Origin of the sequence: Paraburkholderia dipogonis, assembly GCF_046027395.1 — a bacterium.
Classification (GTDB): Bacteria; Pseudomonadota; Gammaproteobacteria; order Burkholderiales; family Burkholderiaceae; genus Paraburkholderia; species Paraburkholderia dipogonis_A.
The window spans coordinates 22,343-44,435 of the sequence record NZ_JAQQEG010000003.1 but is presented as its reverse complement, the minus strand read 5'-3'; the positions used below and the strand labels follow the sequence as shown (position 1 = coordinate 44,435).

The 22,093-nt window shown below is 61.9% G+C and carries 21 protein-coding genes; 2 read left to right on the top strand and 19 right to left on the bottom strand.

What is annotated here, in order from left to right; genetic code table 11:
• Window positions 1–2: 2 nt before the first annotated feature.
• Complete coding sequence (locus PQR32_RS04170; RefSeq protein ID WP_408222552.1) at window positions 3–1,712, top strand: J domain-containing protein; 1,710 nt, start codon at window positions 3–5, stop codon at window positions 1,710–1,712.
• A gap of 234 nt (window positions 1,713–1,946) precedes the next feature.
• On the opposite strand, the gene PQR32_RS04165 is transcribed toward PQR32_RS04170, so the two are convergent.
• The 3 genes from PQR32_RS04165 to PQR32_RS04155 form a co-directional block, all read right to left on the bottom strand.
• Complete coding sequence (locus PQR32_RS04165) at window positions 1,947–2,420, bottom strand: hypothetical protein (protein ID WP_408222550.1); 474 nt, start codon at window positions 2,418–2,420, stop codon at window positions 1,947–1,949.
• Window positions 2,421–2,473: 53 nt separating this feature from the next.
• Window positions 2,474–2,815, bottom strand: coding sequence for an RHS repeat-associated core domain-containing protein (locus PQR32_RS04160; protein ID WP_408223046.1), 342 nt, complete (start codon window positions 2,813–2,815; stop codon window positions 2,474–2,476).
• Between the two features lie 175 nt (window positions 2,816–2,990).
• On the bottom strand, window positions 2,991–3,257 hold the full coding sequence (locus PQR32_RS04155; protein ID WP_408222548.1) for a hypothetical protein: 267 nt from the start codon (window positions 3,255–3,257) through the stop codon (window positions 2,991–2,993).
• 460 nt (window positions 3,258–3,717) lie between these two features.
• Between PQR32_RS04155 and PQR32_RS04150 the strand changes: the two genes are divergently transcribed.
• Window positions 3,718–3,951 (top strand): SymE family type I addiction module toxin, encoded by a 234-nt coding sequence (locus PQR32_RS04150; RefSeq protein WP_408222546.1) that lies wholly within the window; start codon window positions 3,718–3,720, stop codon window positions 3,949–3,951.
• A gap of 47 nt (window positions 3,952–3,998) precedes the next feature.
• On the opposite strand, the gene PQR32_RS04145 is transcribed toward PQR32_RS04150, so the two are convergent.
• From PQR32_RS04145 to PQR32_RS04070, 16 genes are all read right to left on the bottom strand, one after another.
• On the bottom strand, window positions 3,999–4,367 hold the full coding sequence (locus PQR32_RS04145) for a DUF6984 family protein (RefSeq protein ID WP_408222544.1): 369 nt from the start codon (window positions 4,365–4,367) through the stop codon (window positions 3,999–4,001).
• Window positions 4,361–4,765 carry an RHS repeat-associated core domain-containing protein gene (locus tag PQR32_RS04140; protein ID WP_408222542.1) on the bottom strand — a complete coding sequence of 135 codons (405 nt, stop codon included), beginning with the start codon at window positions 4,763–4,765 and terminating at the stop codon, window positions 4,361–4,363. The genes PQR32_RS04145 and PQR32_RS04140 overlap by 7 nt, the downstream gene beginning before the upstream one ends.
• A gap of 17 nt (window positions 4,766–4,782) precedes the next feature.
• The gene (locus tag PQR32_RS04135; RefSeq protein ID WP_408222540.1) at window positions 4,783–5,301 is read right to left on the bottom strand and encodes a hypothetical protein; all 519 of its coding nucleotides are present in this window, start codon (window positions 5,299–5,301) and stop codon (window positions 4,783–4,785) included.
• Between the two features lie 8 nt (window positions 5,302–5,309).
• Complete coding sequence (locus tag PQR32_RS04130) at window positions 5,310–8,786, bottom strand: RHS repeat-associated core domain-containing protein (protein WP_408222538.1); 3,477 nt, start codon at window positions 8,784–8,786, stop codon at window positions 5,310–5,312.
• Window positions 8,787–9,363: 577 nt separating this feature from the next.
• On the bottom strand, window positions 9,364–10,767 hold the full coding sequence (locus PQR32_RS04125; protein ID WP_408222536.1) for an MFS transporter: 1,404 nt from the start codon (window positions 10,765–10,767) through the stop codon (window positions 9,364–9,366).
• A gap of 25 nt (window positions 10,768–10,792) precedes the next feature.
• Window positions 10,793–12,058, bottom strand: a complete 1,266-nt coding sequence (locus tag PQR32_RS04120; protein WP_408222535.1) for an NAD(P)/FAD-dependent oxidoreductase — start codon at window positions 12,056–12,058, stop codon at window positions 10,793–10,795.
• Window positions 12,051–13,016 (bottom strand): VOC family protein, encoded by a 966-nt coding sequence (locus PQR32_RS04115; protein ID WP_408222533.1) that lies wholly within the window; start codon window positions 13,014–13,016, stop codon window positions 12,051–12,053. The genes PQR32_RS04120 and PQR32_RS04115 overlap by 8 nt, the downstream gene beginning before the upstream one ends.
• A gap of 26 nt (window positions 13,017–13,042) precedes the next feature.
• On the bottom strand, window positions 13,043–14,533 hold the full coding sequence (locus PQR32_RS04110) for an aldehyde dehydrogenase (protein ID WP_408223044.1): 1,491 nt from the start codon (window positions 14,531–14,533) through the stop codon (window positions 13,043–13,045).
• 40 nt (window positions 14,534–14,573) lie between these two features.
• Window positions 14,574–15,404: an aspartate dehydrogenase gene (locus tag PQR32_RS04105; RefSeq protein WP_408222531.1), complete on the bottom strand. Its 831-nt coding sequence runs from the start codon at window positions 15,402–15,404 to the stop codon at window positions 14,574–14,576.
• Complete coding sequence (locus PQR32_RS04100; protein WP_408222529.1) at window positions 15,397–17,055, bottom strand: thiamine pyrophosphate-binding protein; 1,659 nt, start codon at window positions 17,053–17,055, stop codon at window positions 15,397–15,399. Before PQR32_RS04100 ends, PQR32_RS04105 begins: the two co-directional genes overlap by 8 nt.
• Window positions 17,048–17,845: an SDR family oxidoreductase gene (locus PQR32_RS04095; RefSeq protein ID WP_408222527.1), complete on the bottom strand. Its 798-nt coding sequence runs from the start codon at window positions 17,843–17,845 to the stop codon at window positions 17,048–17,050. The genes PQR32_RS04100 and PQR32_RS04095 overlap by 8 nt, the downstream gene beginning before the upstream one ends.
• Window positions 17,845–18,729, bottom strand: a complete 885-nt coding sequence (locus PQR32_RS04090) for an IclR family transcriptional regulator (RefSeq protein ID WP_408222525.1) — start codon at window positions 18,727–18,729, stop codon at window positions 17,845–17,847. Before PQR32_RS04090 ends, PQR32_RS04095 begins: the two co-directional genes overlap by 1 nt.
• Complete coding sequence (locus tag PQR32_RS04085) at window positions 18,730–19,620, bottom strand: alpha/beta fold hydrolase (RefSeq protein WP_408222523.1); 891 nt, start codon at window positions 19,618–19,620, stop codon at window positions 18,730–18,732. It abuts the gene before it with no gap.
• A gap of 45 nt (window positions 19,621–19,665) precedes the next feature.
• Complete coding sequence (locus tag PQR32_RS04080; protein WP_408222521.1) at window positions 19,666–20,193, bottom strand: cupin domain-containing protein; 528 nt, start codon at window positions 20,191–20,193, stop codon at window positions 19,666–19,668.
• 26 nt (window positions 20,194–20,219) lie between these two features.
• Window positions 20,220–20,987, bottom strand: a complete 768-nt coding sequence (locus tag PQR32_RS04075; RefSeq protein ID WP_408222519.1) for an SDR family oxidoreductase — start codon at window positions 20,985–20,987, stop codon at window positions 20,220–20,222.
• Window positions 20,980–22,074, bottom strand: coding sequence for an aromatic ring-hydroxylating dioxygenase subunit alpha (locus PQR32_RS04070; RefSeq protein WP_408222517.1), 1,095 nt, complete (start codon window positions 22,072–22,074; stop codon window positions 20,980–20,982). Before PQR32_RS04070 ends, PQR32_RS04075 begins: the two co-directional genes overlap by 8 nt.
• Window positions 22,075–22,093 lie beyond the last annotated feature (19 nt).

Below are 22,093 nucleotides of genomic sequence, written 5' to 3'. Positions count from 1 at the left end.
CCATGAATACGATCTCCAACAATCCTTGGCCGTGGGACGTGCTCGGCATCGAGTCGAATGCCGATGAGCGGGCGGTGCGTCGCGCTTATGCGCGGCTGTTGAAACAGCAACGTCCCGATGAAGATGCCGAGGCGTTTCAGCGTCTGCGGTACGCGTATGAGTCGGCGTTGCAGATGGCGAGCGCCGCGGTCGCGAAGGGAGTAGCTGCGGCACCGACAGCGAACGACACGGGCGCTGAACCCGCGGTGTTGATCGGAACCACGCGGGAGCCTGCAACCGCGCCGGCGATGTCCCGCGTAACGATCAACACTTCGGAAGTCGAGGCCGCCGTTCGCGAACCCGACGCGTTCGAAACCGCCGTCCAGCTCTGGCAAAACTTCATCGCGCAAGCCGACGACCTCGAGTCGCGCCGTTCGTTGCAGGACCTATTCGCGGCGGTCGTCAACATTGCGACACGCGATGAACTCGAATGGCAGGCGCTGTGTCACTGTCTGAACGAGGACACACCGGCCGCGCTGCGCATGAATTTGAGCGCGGTTCTCGGCTGGCGGGACAACTCGGCGCATCTGCGACGGCGCAACGCGGCCATTGCCACGCTCGCGCTGAACCGCGTGTTCGCCGACGAGGATTACAACACGCTGCGTCTGCGCTACACGAGCGCGATGGCATTGCTCGAAGGTCCGTTGCCGCAAATGGCGGCCGGCGCGCGAGCGCTGCTTCGTGCCGGCGTGCGCGCCGAGATGGAGCAGCTATTGACCGCGCTTGGCCGCTACCATCCGAATGTCGTGCGGCTGCGGCTCGACGCCGAGAAAGTCGATTTCTGGGGACGTTGCCTCAAATTCCGCATCGGCGCGGGCCGCCTGTTCGGACCGGCGCTCGCGTTGAACGCGTGGTGCGGTTTGCTGTTTGCCGACGCCTCGCTGAACCCCGATAGCAGCCGATGGCTCGATCAATGGTCGCCCGCTCAGTTGGGCATTCTTCTGTCGACGCTGATGCTCGCGCTGGTGACAGTCGCCGCCACGGCCGTGCTGCTGCCCGAGCCGCGGCAACAGCGGCTGCGGGCGTTGCGCTCGATCGGTTGGCTGCGTTATGGCTGGATCCCTGTGTGGCTCGGCGCAACCACCGTTGCGCTGTGCGAGGACGGCAGCGGCCGTTCGACGTCGATTGCGATGGCCACGCTGGGCGTCTGCACGATCTGGGCCGCGTTGATTCACGGGTGGCCGCCCATCAAGCAGCTCGCGATACTCGCCGCATTCAGCGCGACGGCGTTGGGCTTTGCGGGCCACTGGATCGCCACTGATTCACATGCGTGGCTGATGCCTTATGCGCACGGTGTGCTGTTCGCGTTCTTCTTTTCGTTTTCGCAAGCGGAATGGCGCGGATGGATCGCGCGCCGGTCGCGGTTGTTTTGGGTTTGCGCGCCTTTGTGGTTCGCTGGATTCGCTGCGTTGATCGTGTTGCTGTTGCAGCGTGAAGTGCGTGCGACGCAGTTCGCGTGGGCGCTGTTTACGGTGATGTCGGCGGCCGGCGGCGTGCTGGCGACGACGCGTTGGAATGATCTGCGCGCCGCGATACCGGCGTTTTTTCGCGGGTATGCGAACCTTGTGTGGATGGCGCTGGCGATTTATAAGCCGGACATCATCGCCTGTGTGAGTGCGGGGTTGATGAGCATCTGGGTTATTGAGGGGTTTAGGCAGCGGCGGGTGGGGTAGAGCGCAATCGATGTTCAGGGGCGCGTAAGAGGGTGATGTAACGCCGCCAACGAAGTGCGGCGCGTGCGTATCACCGTCGAACACCAGCGGCTCATCATTACGCCGCTTTAAATGCAGAAGGGCCGCGAGCGGCCCTTCTGTTATCTAAACCCATGACAGACAACAAATATAACGATTTGCCATTCAATATTTGTCTTGCACTGCTAGATACGATGCGGCAACGGCAGCAATAGATCAGTCATCTAATGACTCACAAAGCCAAGTCCCGTCGCCTTTAAGCGTTCGCACCTTCTTCGCCTCATAGTCGTAGAGTAGCCACTGCTCCTCATATCGATCTCCCTCGTCCAGATATGGCCATGTTGCAAGCTCTCCGCCAAGATCAAACCGAAAGACCGTCTTTACATCTTTCGGCAAGACCTCGACCGACAGCAATATTTGCCCATCGAGATATTGCAATGCTTCATTGATGGCGTCGCTCGACGCCTCGTTGTCCGCGAGCCGCATACCATTCGAGCTTATCGTCCAGTTGCACATATAGATCCAAAGGTGCCACCGACCAGACATGATTACTCGACGACGATCTGCGGACTTGCGCACTTCAGGCAACTCCGATTGCGACAAACGCGGTTCCTGAATCCGCAGATGCGGGTCACCGTACTCCAGGGTAAGGAACGATCCGACGCCTTTCCGGACCTGCCAAGTGGGCAAGCCGCAGACCTCCGAAAAAGCGTCTCTTATGTCATCACGCAATATACTTTCGCCTAGTTATTGGTCGGGCAAAACATCTCTATCGTTATCCCTTTGATCTCATGGTAGCCGTAGTCTTGACCAGTTATCGCGTCATGCAATTTACGACGCTGATCTTTTGTCAAGCCGAGCTCCCTAACGATATCGCGAACTTGTTTGTTTTGAGCTTGATTGTTGCCCGGCGTACCTGTTGACCCGAGACCAAATGGGTCAGTCTTTGACACCGGGTTGCCGTTGACGTAAGCATACGCATTCGTCTGCCCACTCGCCCACCCGATCGGATCCTCGCTGATGAACCTTCCAGTCTGCGGACTGTAATACCGGTTCCGGTAGTAAACAAACGTCCCGACGCGAATCCGCCCTCACATGGGCCGCTTCCCCTTAGCCGGCAAGGCTTTGCCGCGTATCGACTTCGCCGGCCAGAGAATTTTTTCCAGACGCGATTCTCGATTGATTCGTATCTCGAAACAAGTGTGACTTCAGGGCCGTTAAGCGGTAACAGGCGCATGGCCCGCGTTACCGCGTAACGCCTCAGATATCCAGATTCAGCCGGCCAGCGTAGTAATCAGCCTGCCCTTTGGGTAGCTTCCCCGCCCGCCTGAGCGCCGCCTCTTCGGCCTGCACCAGCAGCCGCTCCAGCATCGCCTGTTGCGTGACGCCGTAACACGCAGCGACCCGTTCCAGTGCCCGCTTCGCATGCAGGTCAATCACCAGGCTCAGCCGCTCACCTTTGCCGTTTTCATCCTTCAGATGCCGCTCACGATACGCCGCCTGCCGTTGCGCACTACTCATTGCCATGAAGCCCCCTTATTGATCGTTACGCAGTAACTCCAGCATGCCAGGTGTTACCGCGTAACGACACCTGGCCGGATGGATAACGTTTGTCATCGCCCGCCGGGTTTGACGGCTCCGAAGGGAGACGGCAAACCCGGCGGAACAGGGTCCCACTGCGCCAGAATCGCGCAAGCCTTCGTTACGCGGTAACGACGCCTCGCTGACCTCACGCGCTTACTCCGTCAGGGCCGCGCAACGCGCGCCCGCAGGGCCTGGCCTTGACGGCCACCAGGGTTCTACGCTCAGCAATGCGGTGCAAGACGACATGGCGGCTCGCACCCAGCCAAGAAGACAGCCGCACGGCGCGGCTCCGGCGCAAGCCGGTAGAAGCAGGAAGGAGAAGTTACGCAGTAAAAGCGCGGGCCGCATGGGCGGCAACCCATACGATCCGCTGACCACCACCAGCTCACACAAGGAGTTGATCATGGCTGATGCCAATCATAAAGCACGTCCACCCGTTACCGAACGGTCCATCACCATCCAGGAATCCTGGCGCTATCAGAAACCGGCACGCCTGCCCTTCCATATGCGCAAGGAGCCGCCCACCTTTCCGTGGATGAAGCTCCCCGGACGATGGATCGAGACCGCCGGCTTTGAGCCTGGATCCCGCGTGCGTATCACCGTCGAGTACCAGCGGCTCATCATTACGCCGCTTTAAATACAGAAGGGCCGCGAACGCAGCCCTTCTGTCATGCATCGGCAATTTCAAGGATTCGAGCCGTCAGACGATGGCACAAAGTAATTCCATCTCTCTGGCAGTTTCCTTATGGTTCCGGGAGCGTCCTTATATATTTCGATCTCCTGGCATATCCCATCGACCACATGCAGCAGAACATGCACGTCGAAACCATCCATATCCGGCGCATATAGTTCAACCGGCACCCTAGCAATAACCGACGCCGTTACAGCGTTTTTTATCTGCAAGCCAAGGCTACCTTCATCATCGATCTCGCGCACATTGCACGACCCTAGCTGCTCCCGGATCTCCTCTACCCCCGGGAAATCGGGAGCAACGAGTAAATCCATCAGTTCTCGCTCGTGCGCTGCAGGCTCTCGATAGCCAGGAGTCACCATGGGAAATATGTTCCTATATGTACGCCGCCGTTGATAGGCATCCCTCGATACTGGATTCTCGTACCGTCAACAACTACCGTTCCCCAAAAGCCAGCGCCGATACTGGTTTGCGACAGCAGTGGCTGTACCTGCGCAGATATCGCACCTTCAACACACTGAGCCGAAAGCCCCGTGTCCGCAAGGTGCCGCGCCCCATGCCCGAAGGTAATGCCAGCTTCACCGGTAGGGTCGGTGAACTGCCCCGGGTTCCCGCCCACATAAGCATACGCGTTCGTCTGCCCACTGGCGTAGCCGATCGGATCCTCACTGATGAACCGTCCGGTTTGCGGACTGTAATACCGGTTCCGATAGTAGACAAACGGTACTGCGCCAGCGCCCCATAGTTTGCAATTTGGCAAGTACGTCGTAGTTCAGTTCAATCTGCCAACGACTCACAGAGCCAAGTCCCATCACCTTTCAGCGTCCTTGTCATTTTTGCCCCATGATCGTAGAGAATCCATTGCGCGTCAGATCGAACATCTTCGTCCGCATACGGCCAAGTTGCAAGTTTTCCTCCAAGGTCAAACTGGAAGACCGTCTTCATATCTTTCCGCATGACCTCAACGGATTCCAACTTCTGGCCGTCGAGGTATCGAATCGCCCTGTCGATTGCGGCGTTCGAGGCTTCATTATCCGTGAGCCGCAAACCATTGGCATCTATCGTCCAGTTACACATGTAGATCCAAAGGTGCCACTGTCCAGACACTGTCACTTGACGACGAGCGGCAAGCCTTCGAGTAGTCGGCGACTCCGATCGAGACAAATACGGTTCCCGAATTCGCAGATGCGGCGCCCCAAATTCCAAGGTAAGAAATGAGCCAACGCCTTTTCGGACCTGCCACGTGGGCAGACCGTACATTTCAGAAAAAGCGTCTCTCACCTCATTATTATCCATAGCTTTGCTTAATTTCGATCAGGACAGAACATATCAATCGCTACGCTCTTTATTCCATGGTAATCAAGGCCTTCACCGGATATCGCATAGTGCAATTTCTGTTGTTGATCTTGACTCAACCCAAGCTGCACAGCGATGTCACGAACCTGCTTATTCTCACGTCCATTGTTGCCCATCTGGCCCGAGCCCGCCTTACCGAAGCCCAGCGGATCGTTAAACTGAACCGGGTTCCCACCCACATAAGCATACGCATTCGTCTGCCCACTCGCCCAGCCGATCGGGTCCTCACTAATGAACCTTCCAGTCTGCGGACTGTAATACCGGTTCCGATAGTAATACAACCCCATCCCATCATTCTCCCGCGCGGTGTACTGCTGCGTGTTGGGATCCGCAACACCCGTCTGCATCGTCGCGCCGTACGGCTCGTAGCCATACTGCGTTTGACTCTGCTGACCGGCATCCGTCAACGCAATCACATTGTTATTCGCATCACGCAGCACATACCTGTCCTGGCTCGCGTCATCGCCAATGCGCCGGAACATCAGCTCATCCGGCCCGCCTGCCTGATACGGGGAAAACACCCGAATCCGCTGTGACCAGTCACCATCCGGCACCATGAAGTTCAGTTCATCGCCGATCCAGGTCGTCTGCATCCGGTGGCCGTTGACCGTGCGATCGGTACGCCGGTTGAATGCGTCGTAGCTGAAGATCGCCGTCGTGCCGCCGCTGATCTGACTGAGCAGGTTCTGCTCATTCCAGCCGTACTGGTTCACACCATCGCTGGCGAGATTGCCGTTCAGATCATACGACTGCGTCTTGCCGGCCCAGCGCGTCAACTGATTCGCTGCGTTGTATTGCGCGTCGCTCACCGCCTGCGGCAGGTTGACCTTTGCGAGGCTGCCGCCCGCTTTCGTGCGCCGGCCCGCCAGGTCGTAGCCATACGTCAGATCGCCGAAGACGCTGCCGTCGGCGCGCTTGTATGTGATGCCCGTCAACTGGCTCGCCGCATCCCACGCGTAAGTCGCCGTGATTCCGTTGGCAAACGTCGCCTGACTCCGTCGGCCGAGTGCGTCGTACGCGTAACCAAACGTACGCGGCGCTTCATCGTTCACCACGTACCGGATCTGGGTCACCCGATGTTCCGCATCACGACTGTAGTCCACCGTCGCGCGATCCATATCGATACCAGCCAGTTCACGGGTATCGGGTGCGTAGCGATAATTCCAGAGTCCCTGGATTCCCCGAATATCGAATGTGCGGATCAGCTTGCCGGTAAGACTGTCGAAGTAAAAAAGCGTATCGGCTTCCTTCTGGTTGCGACCGTCTGTAGTGGGAAAGAGATCCCGTATGCTGTCCAGCTTGTCGAGTGCGTTATTCCATCCATACATCCAGCTTCGGGCCGGCAACGCTCCTGCCGCCGACCGGAAATCTGCTTGCAAAACACGTCCTGCGGCATCGTAGGTGTAAGTCGTCACCTGGCCTTTGCGGTCAGTCTCCGACCCGATCTTCCCGGCGCTGTTCCACGTATACGTCTCGCTGTGGCCCAGCGGATCGGTCTTGCTCACCGGGCGGCCAATTGCGTTGTACGTGTAAAGCGTGGCTACGCCCTTCGGATCCGTCTCACCAAGCAGATGGCCGTTGCGGTCCCACGTGAAGCGCGTCACACCGCCCAGCGCATCGGTGACACTGGTCGTGCGGTCCAGCGCGTCGAGCGTTCGTGCCGTGCTGTTGCCCAGCGGGTCCTGCACCGCCGTCACCCGACCTGCGGCGTCGGTCGTGAACTGCGCGGTGCGATTTAGCGCATCGGTGATCGCCGTGAGGTCCGCGCCGGTATAGGTGAACTTCGTCACCCCTTTAAGGGCGTCCGTAACCGTAAGCGGGCGGCCCTGGCTGTCGTTCGTCTGCGTGGTGCGGTTGCCCAGCCGGTCGGTCACCGTAAGCAGATTGCCCTTCGCGTCATACGTGTAGACAGTGCTGACGCCGCGCTGCGGGTCGCCGGCCTGCGCTTGCGTCAGCAGCTGGCTGTAGCTGTCGAAAGTACGCGTCACCGACGCACCGTATTGATCGGCCTCGCTGATGCGGTTGCCATTCGCGTCATAGGTGTACGTGTACTGGCGATCGGTCGAGGTGAGATTCGTCACGCGTCCGTTTGCATCGCGCGTGAAGGTCTGCACCTGTGCGACCGGTTGACCCGCCGGGTATGTATTACTCACCACCCGCCCGTTCGCGTCAAACAGCACGCGCCGGATGCTGCCGCGCCTGTCCGTCACGTCGGTCTGCGTGGTCTTGCCGCCCGTCACCGTGTAGGCGAAGCCGAACGTGCTGCCGTCAGCGATCTTCTGGGCGATCACACGGTCGCCGTCGTCGTAGGTGTTGACGATCTGCTGGTTGCCTTCGGGATCGGTCACGCTCACCAGACGGCTCTTCGTGTCCCAGCCGTACTTCCACACGCCGCCGCCCGCATCCGTCACCTGCGCGAGGCGGTCCTGGCTGTCGTACTGGTAATTCACCTGGCGGTTCAGTGGGTCGATGATGCGCGAGATCAGCGGCGTGCCGCGCGCACCCACGATTGACGTGAACGTCAGCGTGCGTCCATTGGGACCGGTGATGCCGGTGATCGCGCCGGTACTGCTGTTCCGGTTGATCGCGACCGTGTTGCCATTGCGGTCCTGCACGCGGGTCAGGCGATAAAGGCCGGCGATCATCGTGAACTGCCGCACGCGACCGTCGCGCAGCGTGAGCACTTTGTTCGACCCGCTAGTCGTGATGCTGGCGCGATAGTAGTCGCCCGGACTCGTGAGGTCGTCCCAGGTCGTGCTGATTCCAGCACGTGCGGTGAACGGCACGCGCACTCCGCTGGGCAGATACAGTTGCACCAGTTGCCGTACACCGCTCGCGTCCGCGGCGCCGATGGTGAGATAGCTGTCGTAATTGAGTGTCGTGCCGATGCCGAAGGCGCCTGCCATCGGACGGCCCGACGTGTCGTAGGCGCTGCTGCGGTAGACCCGCGCGAGGTCCAGCGCGATCGTGTCAGCGACATGCAGGTCATGGGCGACGAGATGGAACTGGCCGGTGAACAGCCGGACAGGGTCGCCGCCCGATGTGCTGCTGCCGCAGCCGGCCGTGGCATCGCCACCGCTGCAACCTGTACCGCCGGGCTGACCGTCCGTGTCGTCGCCATCAAGGTTTACGGTGTCGTCCGGTGAAACCGGTTCAGTCGTGGTGCCAGCTGACGGCCCGGAGCAATAGGCGTTTATTTCTCCCGGGTCGCCGCACACATAGCCGCCCATTCCACCGAAGTCAGCCGACGCCGCCTGCAAAGGGCACCGCGGATCCGCAGGATATGCTCCCGCTTTGGCATAAAGGGTGCTGCACTCCGTGGCACGCGCATGCGGCACCACAAACCATGACAGCAGTACAAATAAAAACAGGACGAACGGACGCAGCGGCGCACGACGCGCCGCACAGGCATCGGTGACTTGCATGGAGTTCCTGGATGGAAAGAAGGGGCGCGGTCGACTATCGCGAACTGGCTGGTGTAGACGCGAGCACAGAGTCAGGTCCTTGGGCGCTGGCCGAAAGCGCAGAGGCCGCGCCGTGAGTCGAAGCCGGGGAGGACACCGCCGACTGCCTGCGTATCGCCGTGATATTGCCCGCTGCGTCGTAGTCGTAAAACGCGGTCGCGCCTCCAACGGAAACGGACGTGAGCCTGCCCAGCGGGTCGTAACCGTAAGTGATCTCGTCGGCGTATGCAGACGAAGCTGCAGCCAACAGGCTAGCCACCGCACCGGTACACGCAACCCGCCACATATTCTGTAAAGCGCGTCGGCTTCGAAATAGACTGATCATCGATATCCCCATTACAACAACCGGTAGTTTTGCTAACTACCTGGACGATATCGAAAGCCGGACCAGATTTATAGCGGACCGATCCTCAATTGGAATGGGAAACTTCCTGCATCCCCCAAAAAACGCAAGGGCGCACCACCCAGTGCGCCCTCCGTCTTTCTGCCATCGCGGTACTACAACATCAACCGCCCACCAACTCAAACAGTAAAAACCTCAAGCCTCCAACTGCTCCAGCACCTTACCCTTGGTCTCAATCCCAAGAAAATGCACCGCCACCGCCGCAAGAAACGGCACAGCCGCGAGAATATAAAACGCGACCTGCAAATTCCCACCAATCATCGTCTTCGACACGATCGCCGGCGCGAAGATCGCCGCCACTTTCAGCCACGCGCCGCCGACGCCACAACCCATCGCACGGATACTCGTCGGATACAGCTCCGGCGTATAAACGTAAGCCGTGATGAATCCGCACGCGAGGAACCCCAGCGAAAACGCGCAGCACGTCGCCACAACATACACCGATGAGTCGTGGAACACACCCGCCAGCAGCAGCGAAATCGCGCAAGCGACGAACGACAGGTTAATGATCGGCTTACGCCCCACCTTGTCGACCAGCAACGCGCAAGTCAGCGAACCCACCACGCCGAGTACCGAAGCCGCCACTGCCAGATTCAGCGCGAGTTGCAGCGGCGCGTGATAAATCGTGCGATAGATCGTCGGCAGCCACGTCGAAAGACCGTATTGAATAAAGCCGCACGTGATCCACAACATCGCCACCGCGAGCGTCCGCTTCAGATACGCCGGACCGAACAGGTCGCCCATGCGGCGTTTCGGATGACGATTGGCCATCGCTTCAAATTCAGCCGAGTGAGTGACCGCCGGCAGCGGACCTTTGACCGCACGTTCAAACACATGCACCGCCGCATCCGCGTCGGCCATCCGTTCACGTTCGGCGAGCCAGCGCGGCGATTCCGGCACGAGCTTGCGCAGCACGAAGAACAGAATCAACGGCATGCCGCCGATAAAGTACATGGCTTGCCAGCCGAAACGCGGCACGATCCACGCGCCCAACGCATTCGATGCAAGCAGACCGACCGGGAAAACGATTTCATACAGAAGCACGAAACGGCCACGGCCATGCGCACGGCTGATCTCGTTGATGTAAGTCGCGGCCACCGGCAATTCGCCACCGAGCCCAAGCCCTTGAATCACACGCAACACGACGAACGCCGCGAACGTCGGCGCAAAACCGCACGCAATGCTGGTGATGCCGATGATCCCCGAACTCAACGCAATCGCTTGCACGCGCCCCTTGCGCTCCGCATACCACGGAAAAACGAATGCGCCGATCAGTTGCCCAACCGAACCGGAGCCGATCAGAAAGCCGATCTCCCACGGCGTCAGATGCCACTTCGCGATCAGGATCGGCAACGTGGCCGCGATGGCGATCACGTCGAAGCCGTCGAAGAACGTCGCGAGACCGATCAGTATGCGCGCGCGCACCTGCATCGCATTCTTGGGCAAGCGCTCGAGTCGCGCGATGATCGAGCCCCGGGTCACAGGGCCTGAGACACCGGCGCTGCTGCGGTCCCCCATGGTGTTGTCGATGGTTCTCATGCCGTTGTGCCGTCCGTAGATGTGGTTAGGCAAGCGCCGTTGAGGCGTCGGTCAGGGTGGCAAGGTCGATGGTCCGGCCTTGATTCATCCATTTGCGCGACAGTTTCAGTTCGCGCGGCGTATTGATGGCGATCACGCCGCGAATCGCGCTGTCTTCCAGATGGAACAGCGTGGCGCGTTTGCCGGGCAAATCGCCGCGCACGGCCAGTTGTGCATCGCCTGGAATGTCGCCGAGAATCTGCAGATTCACGTCGTACTGATCGGACCAGAACCACGGAATGTCCGCATACGGTTCGAACGTGCCGAGCAACGCTTTCGCGGCGGCAATCGCCTGGTTCTGTGCATTGGCCCACGATTCGAGCCGCACGCGGCGCTTGAGCCACGCGCTCGGATGATTGGCGACGTCGCCGCACGCGAAAATGCGCGGGTCGTCGGTGGCGCCGAAATGATCGACCACAATGCCGTCTTCCACCTTCACGCCCGCCGCTTCCGCCAACGCCGTGTGCGGTGTGAGACCGATGCCGGCCACCGCGAAATCGGCGTCGAGCGTGGAGCCGTCTGCAAACGTGGCGCGAATGCGATTCGCGTCGTGCGGACGATCTTCGAGCCTCGCGAGCGAGGCGTTCAAACGCACGTCCACGCCGTTCGCGCGATGCAGGTCGAGCAGGAAGCCGGACACCATCGGCGGCAGCGAACGCGCGCACAAACGCGGTGCGCCTTCCACCACCGTCGCCTCGACGCCGAGCTTGCGCGCCGTGGCCGCGACTTCGAGACCGATCCAACCGCCGCCCACCACCAGCACGCGCTTGCTGGCGCGCAGCCGTTCGCCGAGCGCGACGGCTTCGTCGAGCGTACGAAGGTAGGCAATGTGCGAGGTCTTCACAAGCGACTCCGGCAACTTGCGCGCCGCGCCGCCGGTGGCGATCACCAGACGGTCGTATTGCACTTCGCGGCCCGACTGCGTGCGCACGATGCGCTGCTCGCGGTCGATCGAAGTCGCGCAATCCGGTTGCCATGCTTCGACGTTCAGCGCATCGAAGTCGTCCGGTTTCACGAGCCGCACGGTGTCGATATCCGCTTCACCCGCCAGCACCGCTTTCGACAGCGGCGGGCGTTCGTACGGCAGATGCACTTCATCGGCGATCATCACGAGGCGGCCGTCGAAGCCTTCCTTGCGCAAGGTCTTCACGACCCAGCCGGCCGCCTGGCCGCCGCCGATCACGACGATCGTGCGCGGCGCTTCGAGTCCGGCATGGGCGGCTTGCGCCTTTGCAGCAGCAGCGTCAGTCATTTTTGCGCTCCGTCATGAACTTGCCTTCCGGCGCCTTCGCGTTTTTCTGGCGCCGCGTGTTTCCGTCGATGCCGCCGTCGATCGCCCATTCGGCGAACACGGTAGGACCCGGTTCGAAATCGCGCGGCTGCCATTCGGGCGTGAGCTGGTCTTCGTCGGCGTAGTACTCGATCAGGCCGCCCGCCGGATTCTGGAAGTACCAGAAGTAAGCCGACGACACCGGATGACGCCCCGGCCCGAGTTGCGTGTCCCATCCGCAGCGGCTGATATGCATGCCGCCGCCGAACACTTCGTGGATATCGCGCACGGTGAACGCGACGTGGTTCAGACCGCGCTTACCGTTGGGCAAGGCCAGCAGGAAAATGTCATGATGGCCGCCGTGCGGCGCGCAGCGCATGAACGCGCCACGGCCCGGATAACGGTCCGACATTTCGAAGCCGAGTAGCTCTTGATAGAACTTCTCCTGTTCGGCGAGTCGGTTCGTAAAGAACACCACGTGGCCCACTTCGACCGGTTCGGCGCGCTCGTAAATCGGCGAAGGCTGATCGACGCGCAACGTCTGGCCCCACACATTCGACGGCGAGCCGTGAATGTCGAGCGCGCGCTTGCGGGTCACTTCCACGCGAATCGCCATGCCGTTCGGGTCGATGCAGCCGACGGCGTCGTCGGTTTCGAAATGGCCAGGCTGACCGGCGAAGCGGCCGCGCAGTTCGTCGAGTTCGGCTTTGGTGGCCACGCCCCACGTCACTTCGCGCAGCGTCGGGCCTTCTTCGAATGCGGGCGGCAACGAGGGATCGTCCGAATTCACAGCGAGAATAGTGCAGCCGTTCAGCGTTTCGAAGCGCGCCTGGGTTTCATCGTGCGCGACTTCCCTCAAGCCCCAGTCCGCGAAAAACTGCCGACAGGTAGCGAGATCCGTCACGCCGTAAATAATCTGTTCAATGCCGAGAATCGTCATAACGTGCCTCTTGCGTATCTTGCGTATTAGTTCGCCCACGCCAGCGGCGCGTCGTTCAAGCCCCAGTAGAGGCTCTTCTGTTGCATGTATTCGCGGATGCCGAGCCGGCCTTTCTCGCGTCCCATGCCGCTCTCTTTCCAGCCGCTGAACGGCGTCGAGATGGAAAACAGCTTGTACGTGTTGATCCAGATGGTGCCGGCTTCGAGCGCGCGGGCAATCCGGTAGGCGCGCTTGTAGTCGCGCGTCCAGATGCCGGCGGCGAGACCGAACACGCTGTTGTTCGCTTCTTTGAGCAGCGAGGCTTCGTCGTCGAACGGCATCGCCACCAACACCGGGCCGAAGATTTCTTCCTGGCAGATGCGTGCGTCGTTGGTCAGGCCTTCGAGAATCGTCGGCTGGAAATAGGTGCCCGCTTCGCGGCCATCGCCGACCGGGCGCTCGCCGCCGCACAGCAGGCGGCCGCCTTCTTCGAGGCCCAGCGCGACATAACGCTCGACGGTTTCGCGATGCGCCGCCGTAATCAGCGGACCCATCTGCGTTTGCTCACGCGATGGATCGCCAACGCGCAACTTGCGCGCGCCTTCCGCGAGACGCTTCATGAACGCGTCGTAGATCGAGTGCTGCACGAACAGGCGCGAACCCGCAATGCACGCTTCGCCCGACGAACTGAAAATGCCGTACAGCACGCCATTGACCGCGTGATCGAGGTCGGCGTCGTCGAACACGATGGTGGGCGACTTGCCGCCGAGTTCGAGCGACACCGGCATCAACTTGTCCGCAGCGATGCGCGCGATACCGCGGCCCACTTCGGTGCCACCCGTGAACGACACCTTCTTCACCAGCGGATGACGCACCAACACGTCGCCGATCACTGAGCCTTTCCCAGGTAAGACACTTAGAACGCCCTTCGGCACACCGGCTTCTTCGCAGATGCGCGCCAATGCCAGCGACACCAAAGGCGTCACTTCAGCCGGCTTCAACACGACCGCGTTGCCGCCTGCAAGCGCCGGTGCAAGCTTCTGCGCGTCGGAAGCAATTGGCGAATTCCACGGCGTAATCGCCGCGATCACGCCGATCGGCTCGTAGATGCTCATCGTCAGATAGTCGCCTCGTGAGGGCGTGACTTCCTCGTCGAGCGTTTCGAGGCACGCCGCGAAATAGCGGAACGTGTTCGCGGCGCTCGCCACCAGCACGCGTGTTTCGCCAATCGGCTTGCCGTTGTCGCGGCGCTGCAATTGCGCGAGCGCTTCATGCCGTGCCATGATCAGATCGGCAATGCGATACAGAATCAGCGCGCGTTGATGCGGCTTCAAACCCGACCAGTCCGCACGGCGCCATGCGATATCCGCGGCTTCCACGGCGTCGCGTGCGTCGTCGGCATTGGCCGTCGAGATTTCCATGTTGACCGACTGATCCGCCGGATACAGGCTTGTGTACGGATTGCCACGCCCTTGCCGCCATTCGCCGCCGATGAAAATATCGCCGTTGGGCACGAGGCTGGTATCGAAGTGAGTCATGTCGGTCATTCCAGTTTGCTTCAGCTATTCAACTGATGGCTTAAATCACGCAGCGCGCCGCGCGATTGCGTAGCGCACGCATCGCGCTATAGGCGGTCAGTGCGGACGTCTTGGGGTTATCCGGCAGCGGCTTGCCGCACATTTCCAGCGACATCTCGCCGAATGCGCCGCGCGCCACGATGCGGTGCACATTGCGCGTCACGTTCGGATCGGCGATCAGTCGAACCGTGGTGTGGTCCAGACCGAGCCCGGCCAGTGCGATCGTCGCGGCCACGTTGGCGTTCTTCGGATAGAGCCGCGCCGCTTCGCGCGCGCTGCCTTCGAAGATCACCGTCTCTTCGTTCAGCGTGTTCAGATCGCAGAGTTGCTCAGCCGGCGTGCCGAGCCAACCCGTGGGCGGCTTGCGGCCGGTGTACAGCACTTCGTCGAGACCGCCGAGCTTGGCCGCGGCCAGCGCATCCACGCCGCCGATCGCGCCGGAGAGCAGCGTCAACGTGGCGTCGCCTTCATCGGCGGCGGCGGACAGCGCGTCCAGCAGCAGCATGTCGGAGAGCGCGCCGATCGAGGCGACCGCGCAGTCCGTGCCGGCTTTCAGCAACGGCACCACGTGATCGACCAGCGCGCTATGTCCCGCGCACTCCAGCGCGAAATGCGGCTGGCTGCTCAAGGCGGACACGGAGGCCACGACATCCACCGAGTCGCCCACTACTTCACGCACCGAAGCCATATGACGCTCCGGCACGATCACGTGCGACACGCGCACCGTCGGATCGGCGGCGACCGAGCGATACACCGCCTGGCCGATCGCGCCGAAGCCGATCATCGCGACGTCGACGGGTGCGTGATGCCCCGCGTAGCCCGCGTCACGCATGTTCCGGCTCCTGTTCCTTGACCGGCGGGCCCGCGAACGCAGTAGCGAACGAGCCGACCGACAACATGTCCACTTCGACCAGCACGGGACCAGTCTTCGCCATGCCTTCGCGAATGATCGCGTCGGCCTGATCGAGCGATTTGATGCGGTAGTGCGTGAGCTTGAGGCTCTCGCAGAACTGCGCGAAATCCGGCTGGTGCAGATCGACGTAGCAGCGGCGGCCACCGTATTGCGCGTCCTGAATGTTGCGGATCACGCCGTAGCACTGGTCGTTCATCAGCACGATCATCACGTTGGCGTTTTCCTGCACGGCCGTCGCGAGTTCACCGACGTTGACCATCAAACCGCCGTCGCCGACGAGGCACACGGTCTTCGCCGCGCTACCCGCGAGCGCCGCGCCGATGCCCATCTGCATGCCTTGGCCGATGCCGCCGCCGAGCGCATGAACGCCCGCACGCGGCGAGAAAATCTTCAGCATGCGGTTGCCCCACGTGCTGTTCGAGATCGTGACGTCGCGCACCCAGTTGTAGTCGCGGCCCACTGCTGCTTGCAGCGCGTCGACGAGACGCTTGTATGGACCGAGGCCCTTGCCCACATCGGCGACGGCGCTTTCGCGTGCGGCAGCGAGATCCTGTGCGAATGTCGGATCGACCTTGATGCGGCCTTCGAGCAGCGTCGCGAGCTCTTCCAGTACCGCCGATGCATCACCGTGAATGAACATCTCGTTGCGATAGCCGCGGTTGTCGGCGAGCGCGTCGGCGTCGACGCGATAGAGCGGTTGCGGCAGCGCGAGCTTGTACTTCAGCGTTTCATTGCCACGCAGACGCGAGCCGACCACCACCAGCGCGTCACATGTCTTGTAGAAACTCTCGACCGACGAATGGACATTGAACGCACCGAGCGTCGCCGGATGATCTTCCGGTAACACGCCACGGCCTTGCACGCTGGTCACGACGCCGAAGCCCAGCTTCACCAGACGCTCGACCGCCTTGGTCGCATGACGCGTGCCGCCGCCCAGCCACAGCAGCGGGCGCTTGGCCGTGGCCAGCGAATCGGCGAGTTGCGCGACGCGCTGCTTGCAATGTGTGAGCGTCGTGATGTGCGGCGCGGCCAGATCGGCGGGCCATTCCACTTCGGCGGCCTGAATATCGATCGGAATCTCGACGCTCACCGGACCGCTCGGCGCGGTTTGCGCGACGCGCACGGCTTCGCGGATCGTCGGCAGCGCGGTTTCGACCGAACGCACGCGGAACGCGGCTTTCGAAATCGACGACAGCATCGACAATTGGTCCGGTGCTTCGTGGATATACGCGAGGTCCTGATCGAGGTATTCGGTTTCGATCTGGCCAGTGACGTGCAGTAGTGCGGTGCCGGCTGTCAACGCTTCGACCATCGCGCCCGCCGCATTGCCGGCTGCGGTGCCCGTGCTGGTGAAGGCGACGCCGAGGCCGCCGGAGACACGCGCGAGGCCATCGGCCATGTTCACCGCGCCGGCTTCGCCGCGCGCGCCGACGTAGCGGATCTTGCCGCGGTTATGGATCGCGTCGAGGATCGGCATGTTGTGGATCGAGATCACGCCGAATGCGGTTTGAACGCCGCATTGCTCGAGAAAGGCGGCGATCAGTTCGCCAACGGTGGTTTTGTTAGACATGTCGTGCAACGCCTCCAGAAACATCGATATGACTGCCCGTCGTATAGGACGACAGCGTCGTAGCCAGATAAAAGAGCGCTTGAGCGGCTTCTTCGGGGCGACCGAAGCGGCCTAGCGGAATGTTTTTCTTACGCGCGAGCTCGGCGGTCCAGTCTTCCCAGCTCTGGCCCGGCTGCGCTTCTTTCGCACAACGGCGGCGCCATTGCCCCGATTCGACGATGCCGATCAGAATCGAATTGACGCGGATGCGCTGCGGCGCGAGCTCCACAGCGAGCGACTTGAGCAGGTTCTGCACGCCGGCGCGCGCTGATGAAGTTGCCACCATGTGCGGCTCGGGTTGCAGCGCCAGCAGCGAGTTGACGCAGACCACAGCAGGATTGGCCGCGTCGCGCAGCATCGGCAGAAACGCGCGGGTCGGGCGGATCACACTGAAGTACTTCAGGTCGAGTTCTTCGCGCCAGGCGTCGTCGGTGGTGTCGGCGAAAGTCGACACGCGGCCTTGGCCTGCGTTGTTAATCAGCATGTCGGTGCAACCGAAGCGAGTCTGCACGGCTTCCGCGAAAGCTTTTACGTCGTCGGCATCGAGCACGTCGCAGCGGCGCGCGAGCAGTTGCGCTTGGGGGAACTGCGCTTTCAGCGCGGCTTCCGCTTGTGCGAGACGTTCGGTGTCGCGGCCGCAGATCGCGACCGAGGCGCCCGCCCGCAGAAACAGTTCGGCAGTCGCGAGGCCGATGCCGGACGAACCGCCCGTCACCACCGCTACCTGCCCGGTCAAGTCGATTTGGATCATCAGAGCCCCAATGCCTCCATGTAATTGCTGCCCGACTTCGCGCCACCCTTCGGCCGATAGTTGAGCCGCTGCGAAAGTTCGTCGGCGGCGCGGCGGACCTTGTCGATCAGGCCGCTGTCGAGCAGTGACGCCTCGATCTCGTGGCGCGGAATCGTCGTCGTGATTACGGCGACAATGCGCCCCGTGTCGTTGCGCACCGGTGCGCTCACCACCGAAATGCCGCGCTCGAACGACGACTCGCTGATCGCGAAACCGCGCTTCGCGTCATCGCGAATCCGTTCGTACAGGTCGTCGATGGTGACTGGCGTCTGCTTCGTGTAGCGCTCGAGTTCCGGCTCGGGGTAGAGCTTCTTCAGCTCGTCGAGCGTCATGTCGCCCATCAGCACCTGGCCGTGCGTCGTGGCATAAGCCGGCAGACGCGTGCCCACGTTGACCTTCACCGAGCTGAAAATCGGCGCGTGGCTTTGTGCCTTGGCGACGAACACGACGTCGCGTCCATCGCGAATCACGATATGGCTGGTAAGGCCGGTTTCCGTACGCAACGCCTCGATGATCGGCAAACCGAGATCGGTCAATTCGAGCGAGCTCAGATATTCGAAACCGAGCCGCAGCACCGCGACGCCGAGGCGATAATTGCGGTCCTTGTCAGCACGCTCGAGAAAGCCGAGCGATTCGAGGGTTTGCAGCAGACGGAACACCGTCGTGCGAGGAATCTTCAGGCGCCTGGATAATTCCGGTGCGCCGAGAACCGGCTCGCGTGGCGAGAACTCCGTGAGAATCTTCAGACCGCGTTCGAGACCCGGCACCCGGTAGGCGGTGTCGCCGTTGGTGTCGTTGCGGTCTTCGTCCGCGTCGCGCTCGGCGCTAATCGTGTCGGGCGTCACTCATTGGCTCCGTCGTCCGTCGCTCGTGCGACAGAACGTGTCGATGATCGCGGTGTACGCGGCGGGTGCTTCGATGTAGCCGGCGTGACCCGCGCGAGGCACGACCTGCAATTTGGTGCCCGCGGCCAGTGCGAGTCGCTCGCAGGCTTCGGGTGTCGTAATGGTGTCGTCGGCGCCGACGGCCACGTTGATGCGGCCTTTAAAGCGCGCGAGGTCGCTGGCGAGATCGGCGTTGGCGAGCAGATGCGTGGCTTGCGCATAACCGTGCGGAATCACGCGCGACATGTTCCAGCGCACCCATGCGCGCGCTTCGTCGCTCGCGTGAGCGGACAGCATGTTGGTGCTGCGTTTTTCGGCGAGGCCTTGCGGGCCGAGTTCGTTCAGCATCGCGAGGCGCTGATCGCGCTTCGTGTTGCGTACTTCTGCCGACGCCGCGCCATATCCACCAGCCGGCGACAACAACAGCAAACCGCCCACGCGCTGTGAATACTCAGCGGCAAACGCACCCGCGATAATCGCGCCGAGCGAATGGCCAAGCAGCACGCAACGTTCGATACCAAGCGCGTCGAGCCACTCTTTCAACACGCTCGCGTATTCCTGCGCGGCGGGCGATTCAGCCGCGACCGGCGTGGATGCGCCATATCCCGGCGCGTCCCACGCCAGCACGCGGCGCGTCGGGCCGAGTCCTTCGAACTGCTGCACCCACGACGCCGCGCCCGAACCGATACCGTGCAGCAGCACGAGCGGCAACGCGCTGCTGTCGCCGCTATCCACCTCGCGATAGCTCACCGCGCGTTGCGAGCCCAGCCAGATCTGCTGCGCCGGAAAGCGCGCAAGGCGTGCTTCTAGCGTGGCGGGCTGCTCATCGGTAACAGACGGGACTGCGGACATGATTTCCTTCGCGGGTGTTTTAAAACTGCGGAAGCGTTTGAAGGCTTAGCGCTTGAGCTTGGCCAGCGGCGAATCCGGCGGATACGTCGGCGTGATCGGCTTCGGCGAACCGAGCATCACGCACATCAACGCGTCTTCTTCACCGACGTTGATTTCCGTGCGATAAACGCCCGGCGGCACCGAGATCAGATCGCGTTCGCCCAACACGGCTTCCCACGTTTCGCCGTCTTTCTCGCAGATCACTTTCATCTTGCCGCGCAGCACGAAGAAAATTTCTTCGACATCCCTATGAATATGGCTCGGGCCGATGTTGCCCGCCGGGATCACCATCGTCGAAAACGTGAAGCCGCCGGCGGGCACCGTGTTCATGTCTTTCGCGACGCCCGTGCCGCCGGTGCCGACATAACGCATTTGCGCGCGACGATACTTCGGGTCGTAGTCGGCCTGGAACTTCAGCGCATCCCAGTCATAGCGACGCGTTTCCAGACGCGCGACGCGGGTGTCCAGCCATTGGGCAAAGCTCGCGTCCGCGGGTTGTTCCCACGAGTTGCGTTCGATATCGGCGTCCGCCATCTCTTTCTCCTTTCGATTCGACAAGATCAATTCATCACGAAGCCGCCGTTGACCGGCAGCAGTTGGCCGGTCACGAAGCGAGCGGCATCGGATAACAGGAACAGCACCGGCCCGGTGACGTCGTCGGGCACTTGTGCGCGCGTCAGCGCGCGGCCTTGCAGGTAGTACTCGTGACGCTCGGCGGGCACGTAGGCGGTCGCCTCGACTTCGGTCAATCCAGGCGCGATCGCGTTGACCGTCACCTGATGCGCGCCGAATTCACGCGCCAGCGAGCGGGTCATCGAAATCACCGCGCCTTTGCTGGCGACATAAGCGAGCAGCTTCGGCGCACCCCACATCGCCGTGTCCGAAGCAATGTTGACGATGCTGCCGCGGCCCGAGTCGCGCAGATACGGCAGCGCGGCGGTGCTCATCAGCCAGGTGCCGCGCACGTTGACGTTCATCACGGCGTCCCACGTATCGACAGACAACTCGTCGGCGAACTTGCCGCCGGAGTTGGTGATGGCCGCGTTGTTGATCAGTGCGTCGAGACCGCCGAGTTGCGCCGCGCTCTGCTCTGCGAATTGCTTGATGCTTGCGGGGTCGGCGAGATCGAGCGGCAAGTAAGTGGCCGCGTGACCTTGCTCGACGAGCGACGCTGCGAGCGCCTTGCCTTCTTCGTGCAGCACGTCGCCGAACACGACGCGCGCACCGGCCTGCACCAGCGAGCGGACGAATGCCGCGCCGAGACCACGCGCGCCGCCCGTCACGAGGACGCGCCGGCCGTTCAGCGCTGCGGACGCGTCGTTATGCATGGCTGTGACCTGCTTCCGCCGATTGCGCGGCGGCTGCTTTTGCCGCTTCGGCGCGATGCGCTTCCAGTGCCGCAAAGTCCTGCTGCGCTCGCTGGCGCAACATGCGGCGCACACGCGTCATGCCGACGTCGTGCTGATACAGGAACTCGTGATTGCGCGCATTCGGCGCCATGCTTTCCAGCACGTAGCGGTCTTGCTCCAACACGGCCCAATGCAACCCTTCCAGGCGATTGCGATACAGGAAGCGCCATGCGTCGCGTTGCCAGCCCGACACCTTGCGAGTGCGCCAGAAGTAAACCTGGCAGTTGTCCCCGTCGACCGGCGTGGCGAAGCCGATGATTCCGAAGTTGCCGCCCGGGCCGAACTTCTTCTTGTACGGAATCGCGAGGCGCATCCACAGCGTGCCGGTTTCGCCGAGTTCCACCCAGTCGAAGTTCACGTCGCGCTGGCCGACCTTTTCGAACATCAGCCCAGTTTCGGTCTTGCGCACGCGCATGTCGGCCTGCTTGTCGCCTTCGGCCATCGAGTGCGAGGTGGCGTGCAGATAGGCACCGTGCATCGGGTCCATCACGTTGTCGATCGCGTACTGGTAATTGCACTTCCAGTTCGACATGCACAGAAAGCTCGCGTATTCCTCGCCGACCAGTTCCTCCGGCAGCACGAGCGGCGTGGGTTCCTTATGCGCTTCGTCGCCGAACCACAGGAAGATCGCGCCGGCATGCTCTTCGACCGGATACGACTTCACGCACTTCTGGCCTTCCAGCGGACAGTTCGACACGGCCGGCACTTTGGTGACTTCGCCGCTGCCGTCGATTTCAATGCCGTGATACCAGCACGCGACGCTGCCGCCGAGGTTCCAGCCGAGCGACAGTCGCGCGCCGCGGTGCGGGCAGCGGTCTTCGAGCGCGCGGACTTTGCCTTCCTTGTCGCGCCACAGCACGATCTGGTCGCCGAGACGCGTGATGCCGACCGGCGCGTCGCCGACTTGCCAGCTCGGTGCAACGGGATACCAGTAGTTACGCAGGCCCTTGTCCAGATAGGACTGGATCGGGTCGGCCGCGGCTTGAGTTGTATTGGGGGACGTCATGAAGAGACTCCGGATACGG

Coding starts and splice junctions, on each gene's coding strand:
- PQR32_RS04170 (WP_408222552.1), top strand. CDS start 3: ATGAATACGATCTCCAACAATCCTTGGCCGTGGGACGTGCTCGGCATC.
- PQR32_RS04155 (WP_408222548.1), bottom strand. CDS start 3,257: ATGGCAATGAGTAGTGCGCAACGGCAGGCGGCGTATCGTGAGCGGCAT.
- PQR32_RS04150 (WP_408222546.1), top strand. CDS start 3,718: ATGGCTGATGCCAATCATAAAGCACGTCCACCCGTTACCGAACGGTCC.
- PQR32_RS04145 (WP_408222544.1), bottom strand. CDS start 4,367: ATGGTGACTCCTGGCTATCGAGAGCCTGCAGCGCACGAGCGAGAACTG.
- PQR32_RS04135 (WP_408222540.1), bottom strand. CDS start 5,301: ATGGATAATAATGAGGTGAGAGACGCTTTTTCTGAAATGTACGGTCTG.
- PQR32_RS04130 (WP_408222538.1), bottom strand. CDS start 8,786: ATGCAAGTCACCGATGCCTGTGCGGCGCGTCGTGCGCCGCTGCGTCCG.
- PQR32_RS04125 (WP_408222536.1), bottom strand. CDS start 10,767: ATGAGAACCATCGACAACACCATGGGGGACCGCAGCAGCGCCGGTGTC.
- PQR32_RS04120 (WP_408222535.1), bottom strand. CDS start 12,058: ATGACTGACGCTGCTGCTGCAAAGGCGCAAGCCGCCCATGCCGGACTC.
- PQR32_RS04115 (WP_408222533.1), bottom strand. CDS start 13,016: ATGACGATTCTCGGCATTGAACAGATTATTTACGGCGTGACGGATCTC.
- PQR32_RS04110 (WP_408223044.1), bottom strand. CDS start 14,533: ATGACTCACTTCGATACCAGCCTCGTGCCCAACGGCGATATTTTCATC.
- PQR32_RS04105 (WP_408222531.1), bottom strand. CDS start 15,404: ATGCGTGACGCGGGCTACGCGGGGCATCACGCACCCGTCGACGTCGCG.
- PQR32_RS04100 (WP_408222529.1), bottom strand. CDS start 17,055: ATGTCTAACAAAACCACCGTTGGCGAACTGATCGCCGCCTTTCTCGAG.
- PQR32_RS04095 (WP_408222527.1), bottom strand. CDS start 17,845: ATGATCCAAATCGACTTGACCGGGCAGGTAGCGGTGGTGACGGGCGGT.
- PQR32_RS04085 (WP_408222523.1), bottom strand. CDS start 19,620: ATGTCCGCAGTCCCGTCTGTTACCGATGAGCAGCCCGCCACGCTAGAA.
- PQR32_RS04080 (WP_408222521.1), bottom strand. CDS start 20,193: ATGGCGGACGCCGATATCGAACGCAACTCGTGGGAACAACCCGCGGAC.
- PQR32_RS04075 (WP_408222519.1), bottom strand. CDS start 20,987: ATGCATAACGACGCGTCCGCAGCGCTGAACGGCCGGCGCGTCCTCGTG.
- PQR32_RS04070 (WP_408222517.1), bottom strand. CDS start 22,074: ATGACGTCCCCCAATACAACTCAAGCCGCGGCCGACCCGATCCAGTCC.